The sequence below is a fragment of the Clostridium coskatii genome, from assembly GCF_001675205.1.
In the GTDB taxonomy this organism is placed as follows: Bacteria; Bacillota; Clostridia; order Clostridiales; family Clostridiaceae; genus Clostridium_B; species Clostridium_B ljungdahlii.
Genome location: NZ_LROR01000034.1, coordinates 131,445 through 138,715 on the forward strand (window position 1 = coordinate 131,445; position 7,271 = coordinate 138,715).

Here is a 7,271-nt window from a genome sequence, read left to right on the forward strand (position 1 = left end):
TAATACATGTCAATAACAAACGTAGTAAAATCAGTACAAGATATAATGCGCCAGGATGCAGGGGTAGATGGAGATGCTCAAAGAATATCTCAACTAGTTTGGATGATATTTTTAAAGGTATTTGATGCAAAAGAAGAGGAATGGGAATTAGAGTATGATGATTATACACCTATTATTCCAGAAGAATTGAGATGGAGCAACTGGGCTCAAGATGATGAAGGAATTACAGGCGATGAGCTTTTAGACTTTGTAAACAATAAATTATTCAAAGGTTTAAAGGAAATGGAAGTAGATGAGAATAGTGATGCTAAAGCTTTATTAGTTAAATCTGTATTTGAAGATTCCTATAATTATATGAAATCAGGAGCTTTAATGAGGCAGGTAATAAATAAGTTAAATGAAATAGATTTTACAGCAGGTGAAGACAGACATTTATTTAATGATATATATGAAAATATATTAAAAGATCTTCAAAGTGCAGGCAATGCAGGAGAATTCTATACACCAAGACCTGTTACACAATTTATAATAGATATGCTAAGTCCAAAGCTTGGTGAAAAAGTAGCTGACTTTGCTTGTGGTACCGGTGGATTTTTAACATGTGCCATAGAAAACTTAAAAAAACAGGAAACCAAAGTTGAAGATTTAAAAATATTAGGTGAAACCATAATGGGTGTAGAAAAGAAACCGCTTCCTCACATGCTTGCTACAACTAACCTGATACTTCATGATATTGATGTGCCAAACATAAAACATGATAATTCTTTGATGAAGAATGTAAGAGATTTAAAGCCTTCAGAATATGTGGATGTAATAGCAATGAATCCTCCTTTTGGCGGAATTGAAGAAGATATGGTACTAACTAATTTCCCTCAGCAGTTTCAAACAAAAGAAACAGCAGATTTATTTATGACTCTTATAATGTATAGATTAAGTGAAAAAGGAAGAGCGGGAGTAGTACTTCCAGATGGATTTTTATTTGGTGAAGGTGTAAAGACTCATATAAAAGAAAAACTTTTAAATGAATTTAACCTTCATACTATAGTAAGAATGCCTAATGGAGTATTTGCCCCATATACGGGAATAAATACAAACCTTTTATTCTTTGAAAAAGGTAAGCCAACAGAAGAAGTTTGGTTCTTTGAACATCCACTTCCTGAAGGATATAAAAATTATACTAAAACCAAACCAATAAGATATGAAGAATTTGAACTGGAGAAGAAGTGGTGGAATAACAGAGAAGAAAATGAGTATGCGTGGAAGGTTTCAGTAGAGGACATTAAAAATAGAAATTATAATTTAGATTATAAAAATCCTAATAAGGAAGAAGAAGATTTAGGAGATCCAAAGGCATTATTAAAAAAATATCATGAAGCTGCTGCTGATGTAGATAAATTGCAAGATTCTTTGATAGATGAATTAAAGAAGATTTTAGAAGGGACATCAAAATAGTATGGAAATGTTATTAGAACAATTTAAAATAATATTTGATAGACCAGAAAAAGTTAAGAGATTGAGAGATTTAATACTACAGTTAGCGGTAAGGGGAAAGTTAGTAGAGCAGGATGAAAACGATGAGCCAGCCAGTGTGCTTTTGGAGAGAATAAAAGAAGAAAGAGAGAAGCTCATTAAAGAAGGAAAGATAAAGAAGTCAAAACCATTGCCAGAGATAAGTGAGGATGAAAAGCCTTATGAGTTGCCTAGAGGATGGGAATGGGTAAGATTAGGAAAGCTTATAAGAATTACTTCAGGTAAAAACCTAACAAAGAGCAAAATGAATGAAGAGGGTAACATACCTGTATATGGTGGAAATGGAGTAACAGGATATCATGATAATTTTAATGTTAAAGAAGAAACTATTGTTATAGGAAGAGTTGGATTTTACTGTGGTAGTATTCATCTAACTGAAAAAAAAGCATGGGTAACAGATAATGCTTTCATAACGGAATACCCCCAAAATTATATATATAGAGAATTTCTCATATGGTTATTAAAGGGTACAAATTTAAAAGAAGAAGAGAATGCAACTGCTCAGCCTGTTATTTCAGGAAGAAAAATATATCCAATAGTAATAGGAATTCCACCATTAAATGAACAAAAGCGTATAGTGGAAAAAGTAGATTTATTAATGGATTTTTGTGATAATTTAGAAAAAGAACTACAAAGAAAGATTAAATACAATTCTTTAAGTTCAAAATCGGTATTTAATAGCATTAGCAGCTGCAATTCTTTAGATGAATTAGAAGAAACACTGAGATTTATTATAGATAACTTTAAAGAGTTAACATTAGGTGATAATGGAGTTAAAGAATTAAAAAGTGCAGTACTTCAATTAGCAGTACAAGGAAAGCTTGTTCCTCAGAATCCAAAGGATGAGCCAGCTAGTGTGCTTTTGAAAAAGATAAAAGAAGAAAAAGAAAGACTTATTAGAGAAGGAAAGATAAAAAAAGAAAAGCCTTTATCAGAAATAAGGGAAGAAGAAAAAAAATGTGAATTACCAATTGGATGGTCATATGTAAGATTTGCTGAGTTGATAGAAAGTATGAATAATGGCATTTACAAACATGAATCATTCTTTAATCCGTTAGGTGTAATTTGTTTAAGAATGTATAATATTTTTGAAGGGAGTATCGTATTAAAAGATTTAGTTAGGATAATGCTTACTGAAGAAGAGTTAAATATTTATAAGTTGATAAAAGGTGATTTATTGCTAAACAGGGTAAATAGTAGAGAATTAGTTGGAAAAACTGCTGTAATTGATGAATACACAGAGGATATGATATATGAGAGTAAGAATATAAGAATAAGATTGATGGAAAAGTCAATACTACCAATCTATTTAAATTATTATTTACAAAGTGATGGAGTAAGAAATATTTTTAGCGGAGATGCAAAGAAAACTTGTGGTCAAGCAAGTATTAATCAACAGCAAATAAGAAATTTAGTGGTTGAATTACCACCACTCAGCGAACAAAAACGTATAGTAGAAAAAGTAGATTCATTAATGGCATTATGTGATGAACTAGAAAAAAGAATAGAGGAATCTAAAAAGTACAGTGAAAAATTAATGGAAGCTTTACTTAAAAATGAATTTATGTAAAATTGATAGGAATTTTATAAAGAACATGAGATATGATATATATAGTAGGAAAAACTTTATTTAGTTAGCCAAAACAGAGAAATAATATACCTAAATTTGTATAAAACAAATTTAGGTATATTTATCTTTTAAATAAAATGGCAAATGAATATAAAGGAAAAATAGTTTACTCGTAGAATTTAATATAGATATAGGAAAATAAATTTAATAGTATTGAATCTTTTTATAAAGAATTGAAACTTATAATGGGGATGGAATAACATGTCAGAAAAATTAGTTTATACATATATTAAAGATATTGCAAGACATCTTTGGAACCCAGGTGAGTATGGACATGCATCTTTAATGGTTGGAGCGGGATTTTCTAAAAATTCTAATTCAGTATCTGGCGACAATAAAATGCCAGATTGGAGTGAGCTTTCTTGTAAAATTTATAAGCAATTATATCCCAAGCCTGTATCAAATCCAGAAAATATAAATTCTAATGATAATGATACTAAAGAGTGGGAGAAAAATAAAATTATAAAAACGTCAGGAATGAATGTGTTAAAACTTGCAGAAGAGTATAAAGTTATATTTGGACGTTCTAATCTAGACAAAATGGTTGAAAACAGTATATCAGATGAAGCTTATGAACCAGGAGAATTACATGAGAAATTATTGGAACTTCCTTGGAGTGATGTTTTTACAACCAATTATGATACACTTCTCGAAAGAACAATAGATAAAATTGATACTAAAGGTAGAGATAACTATAGAATTATATTAAATCAGAAAGATTTACCCGGCAGTATAAGACCGAGAATTATAAAGTTACATGGGAGTGTACCATATTCGAAGCCTTACATTATAACAGAAGAAGATTATCGTACATATCCTAAGCTATATGCACCTTTTGTAAATACAGTTCAGCAAGCTATGTTGGAAACGCAGCTATGTCTTATAGGATTCTCAGGTGATGACCCTAATTTTACTAGTTGGCTTGGTTGGCTGCGTGATAACATGCATGAGAATTGTCCTAAAATATATTTATGTGGAGTATTTAATAATCTTTCTAAATCAGAAAGGACTTTGTTTGAAAATAATAATATAATTATTGTGGATTTAAGCGAATTAATTGATTTAGATAGGGATTATGAAAATATACATAAAGTGGCAATAGAAAAATTTATAACTGAGATAAATAATCTTAACAAAACAAGTGATTCTATACAAGCTATTCCAACTGAGTTGGTTTATACAGAAAATTATTCTATAGATCAATATAAGGAACTTATACATCTTCTTAAGTCTCAGAGAGAGGAATATCAAAAATATATAGCAATTCCACAAAAGATTGTTGAGATTCTTTCTGAAAATTTAAGGCCAGTATTTGAAATAGTAATGAAAAATTTAAAGAATTATAGTAATAAAGCATTAATATTAATATATGAGCTGCTGTGGAGAATGAATAAATGTTTTATTCCATTATATGATTATGAACTAAAAAAAATTGAAAAGTTATTGGAATGTAATCCAATTGATAGTTATAAAAAAATTCCAAGAGAATATACAAAAATATTTGTAAATTCATGGCTAGAAATTAATTTCTTATTAGCTAATATCTATAGGAAAAATAGCAAATATGAAAAATTTGATATCACAATGAATAGACTAGATTTAAATAGTTCCCTGATGAATTCTATTTTTTTATCAGAATATTATATAGAGAAAAGTAAATATTATTTACAAAATTTTGATTATAATAAAACCATTGAAGTTATAAGAAAAATGCCGGATACAGCTGATAATTATATATCGATAAAAAAAGCATTTTTACTTAGTCAATTAGGTTTAAAAGAAGAATCTCATAATTTGCTAAAAAAAGTATCTGCAAGAATTGCCCAACAAAATTATAGGTATGAATATAATGCTTCATTAAAAGGGTATATGAATTTATGTTCTAGAACTTTAGGAAGAAATGAAGATTATGATAGTATTTTATTTTCAGATAGTGATTATAAAGAAAGTGAGTATAATACACGCAATATTTTAAATAACTTAAAAGATGAATTAATAATAAGTATACAAAATGCTCAGGAAAAAGAAGTAGAAAGAACCAAAGATTTCAATCCAAATGTATTTACTGAAACTTATGGTACTACACCTAAAGAAGTAACTAATGCATATAATTTAAGTTATGCTTATCTATCGTTTATGGATAACTTATGTTTGCCTGTATATAGTGATCATAGAGATGCTGTTATAAGAGCTATAAATATAATTTCAGGTTATAATAATAACTCAGAATATGTATGGTCATATGCTATTAGAACAAATGACACGGACATGTATGATAAAATTTTTAAAAGATATTATATAATATATAACCAAGGAGAATACTCTAAAAAGTTATTCTTAAAATTAGTACAGCTCCTGGATTTATACGAAAAAGATATGAGTTCTAATAATTCAATAAAAATTATTTCTGTAAAGTGTACAATAGACTTACTTTCAAGATTTGCAATTGTTCAAGATGACAGTAATGTTTCAAATCTTATTAAGAAGCTTATTTTATTTTTTAATAATAGCACATTATTTAAACGTAAACATGATTATAATTTCATAGATTCGATATTTTCAAGATTATCGTTTTGTGTTAATAGTAAGGTGTTAATATCTGTAATAGACGATGTATTATCAGCTCCTTATAGTGGATTTGATTTTAGTAGATGCTTTTATTGTTGTACAAATAAAAAGAATAAAAATATCATCCCAAAAGAAATTTTTAATAAATATATTGATACGATTATTAATAAAATTAGAGATACAGATATAAAAATTAGAGATAATGCTATATCTCGTGTATACCTACTTAGAAGTTGTAGTGAAATGAAAGACAGGGATGATGATATAAGTTTTGCTATATGGTCGCAAAAAGATAGCTTTGGTTTTCCAAAATCTAATTTATTTTTGTATGCTTTATGGGATGAACTGCCAATGGATCAAAGTATTGATTTTAAAGATATTATAAAAAATTATTTGATTAAATTTCAATTTAGTTATCATGTTAATGAAAATGGAGGAATTTCTTTTGGTGGTGAAAGTAGCGGAATTTATAATTATGTAAATTGTTTTTATGATTCGTCTTTATTTGTAAATAATTTTAAATATGAAATTAAGTGGACTGAAAATGAATTAAATAGTATATTGTTAAAAATAATTGATTATATAGATAAAGAAAAAGTTATTATAAATAAAGAAATTAACTTTTTTGGTGAAGTAGATAATTCAAAAAATGAATTCATGCAGCTTGGAATTTTAACTTCAGTTATTTCTACAGTATGCATTATTAATGATATATCTAATAAAGATGTGAATCAAAATATAGAAAAGATATTCAATGTACTTGAGGAAACTAAAGTAATTGATTTACCTTTAAAAGTTATAATGAACATTTTAACAGATGGCGAAGTAATTCAAAATTTAAGAAATGAAATAAATTATTATTTAATATCAAACGAATCGAAAAAGGTAATGAGTGGATTTTTTACACTTAATATGATTATGAGAATTGATGAAAGCAATAAGTTTAATTTTAAATGGATATATGATTATTTCAAAAAAATATTACTAGTTATGCCATATTTATCTTCAGAACAGAGTAGAAGTATTTTTATATATCTTAAAGATGTACTTCAAATAAATATTTTAAAAGAGCCTGATTATATTGAAGTTATGGAAAACTCTTTATATAAGAGCTTTGAAATTATAAACAGGAAGATGAAAGTTCAACGTGATGAGAAATTTAATGACATTTATTTGCTAGATTCACTATATGATTTATCTTCATTAATAAGGAAATACATTATTTCTTTAGAAAGCAATGATATTAAGATTTCAAATAAATTAGATGAGCTGGTGAAAAAATTAAAAAGTAGTATATTGCCAGAAGTTCGTAACATGTATATGTAAATGGATTAAAATTATAATTTAAAAAGATACATATGTAAAAATGATTTTTACATATGTATCTCCTTTTACAATATTTACATATAATATAGTTGATAGTGTAAAGTGAGCTATGAAAAAAATAACTCCAAAAAATATGCTTGTAAGAGCTTAGGTGATTGTGAATTTTTTCTAAAATAAGGTTTGATTGTTAGAACCGCCACCCTTGACTGCAAGATAA

Annotated in this window: 3 protein-coding genes; all 3 read left to right on the top strand. The window is 27.4% G+C overall.

The features are described from left to right. Positions 1 to 6: 6 nt before the first annotated feature. Positions 7 to 1,452: a type I restriction-modification system subunit M gene (locus CLCOS_RS05255; RefSeq protein ID WP_063600907.1), complete on the top strand. Its 1,446-nt coding sequence runs from the start codon at positions 7 to 9 to the stop codon at positions 1,450 to 1,452. A 1-nt stretch (position 1,453) separates the two neighbouring features. After that, complete coding sequence (locus CLCOS_RS05260; RefSeq protein WP_063600908.1) at positions 1,454 to 3,100, top strand: restriction endonuclease subunit S; 1,647 nt, start codon at positions 1,454 to 1,456, stop codon at positions 3,098 to 3,100. A 261-nt stretch (positions 3,101 to 3,361) separates the two neighbouring features. Then, positions 3,362 to 7,054: an SIR2 family NAD-dependent protein deacylase gene (locus CLCOS_RS05265; RefSeq protein ID WP_063600909.1), complete on the top strand. Its 3,693-nt coding sequence runs from the start codon at positions 3,362 to 3,364 to the stop codon at positions 7,052 to 7,054. The last annotated feature ends 217 nt before the right edge of the window (positions 7,055 to 7,271 follow it).